Below are 1938 nucleotides of genomic sequence, written 5' to 3' on the forward strand. Positions count from 1 at the left end.
GCGTTGTACTTCGCAGTCGACTATGACGCCAGCAGCGCCGACATCAACGGCTGCATCACCGATTACTTCAACGGCGTCGCACAAGGGCTAGCCACAGCCGAAACGGATAACGGCTGTCCACCCTACGCGATTGGCGCTTACGGTTCGGGCAGCACATGCCTCGCACTTGCGCAAGCCGGTCTCGTCCAATACACATGGCTCGCACAGTCGCGGGGGTGGTCCGGGTACGATCCGAATCACCTCTGGTCGATTGTTCAGGGCATGCCGTCGACTGTCGGCGCCCTGTCTGTAGACCCCGATGTCGCCATCGGCAATAACTACGGCGCGATTCCGCCAGTGGGTCCCGCTCAGGTTGTGGGCATTTGATCTGATGTGACGCGGCGCGCAGCCGTCTTTGTTTGACATCCTCCGTCTAATTGAAGGCAGGAGATTCCCAAAAGGACACCCGCGGCATCCGCGCTACCCCTCCTCGCCCGCGCCCGAAGGAAGTCCCCTTCGGGAACGGACGAGGCCTGCCGCGCATCCTGATGGAAGGGGAAAGAATTGAATAAAAGATCTCCGGTAGCGCAATTGCCGCTTTGCATTTTGCTGGCGTCGCTTAGCCTTAGTGGATGTGCGATGTTCGACGGGGGATACATTACATCGCCCGTTTTGAGCCCGCCTTTAGGCGCGGGAGGAAATGGGAATTCGTCAGCGAATCTGCCGAGCGGAAAGGCGCCCCGCTCGCTCATTGATTACACGCCCGAGGAAGCGGAAGACTTCGCCATTCAGGCACAAAGAGTCGTGGCGCTATATCGGGCGGAAGCGGCCGGCGGACGCGTTTATTCAGCCTCGGGGCTGATTCCTCTATCGGCCTTCATCGCCTATAAAGGGCTCATCGGTAGCGCGACGAAAACGATCGCCGCGCTTACCGCAGGCGGCGCAGCCGTCTATGCTACTCGTAATTATCTGCTCGCCCCGCGCTACGAGCGCATTTACACGCGAGCCGAAGCAGCGATCCAGTGCGCGCGCAGTGAATATGCTGTTGCCGAGATGGCGATCGGTGCCCGACACGTACCCGACGACGTCCACGATGCAGTCGAGCAAGCATTCACCGCGGCAGACAGTGAACTCATGAAGCTGGATTCAATGGCCAAGAAGGCCAAGGTATCCATTCAACCGCTACGAGATCAACTGACCAAGGCTCGGCGAGACAAATGGGCGGCCGACGCATACTTGGAGGGCGGGTTGCGGGCGCATAAAGCGGCACTCTTCAAGGCCGTACATTTGATCATCGCGCAAGCTAATGAGCAGATCGCGGAGGATCAGCCCACCATCGCCGACGACAAAGCACTGTTCGGGTCCGCCTTCACGCTGCCAACATCGCTGCGTACCCCGTCAGCCACGCAGGCCCTGGCACTGCCGTCGGACACAAAATATGCCCGGGACACGGACACGCAAAAAACGGCGCTCCAAACTCAATGGAACGCCGCAGCTCAGGCGATAAAGACCGCGAATGACAAGGTCGTCCTGTATGTGCAGGCCGCGCAGCAGTTTCCGCCACCTCAGTCGATCGCCGGAGCGACCAACTATGGCGGCTGCGCCTACCAGCAATTGACCGGGGTTCGGCCGGCGCTCACTCAGCCGCTCACGCTCGGAGCGGCTGACGCGGACTCGAACCAGACGTTTCCCGTCACGACATCGACTCCCGCGTCGGTGGCGATTTCCGGCGGGACACCGTCGTCCTATGCCGCTGCAATCGCTGATCCGCCTACGGCAGCCGGAGCTATCGCGCCGAGCGCTAAAATCGAATTGCGCTCAGGCATCGCGTTCGTTGTGGTGACAGTCGACAGCAGCACGCCCAAGGATCGGGCTTTCAAGGTGGTTGTCACCGATGGAACCGGCACGCTGAAACAGTTCTACGTTCAGCCTAAGTGAAATCTTAGCGCGACACTTGGA

2 protein-coding genes are annotated in these 1938 nt (G+C 60.1%); both read left to right on the plus strand.

Translation table 11 applies throughout. The features are described from left to right. A partial coding sequence (locus tag ACWEOZ_RS44265) for a glycoside hydrolase domain-containing protein (protein WP_451916664.1) occupies positions 1-366 on the plus strand: 366 nt, incomplete at its 5' end. A gap of 252 nt (positions 367-618) precedes the next feature. Then, the gene (locus ACWEOZ_RS44270) at positions 619-1917 is read left to right on the plus strand and encodes a hypothetical protein (protein WP_105817147.1); all 1299 of its coding nucleotides are present in this window, start codon (positions 619-621) and stop codon (positions 1915-1917) included. Positions 1918-1938 lie beyond the last annotated feature (21 nt).

The sequence above is a fragment of the Actinoplanes sp. NPDC004185 genome (assembly GCF_053603475.1).

Bases quoted from the DNA above. Each gene is read 5' to 3' on its own strand.
- ACWEOZ_RS44270 (WP_105817147.1), top strand. From the start codon at position 619: ATGTTCGACGGGGGATACATTACATCGCCCGTTTTGAGCCCGCCTTTA.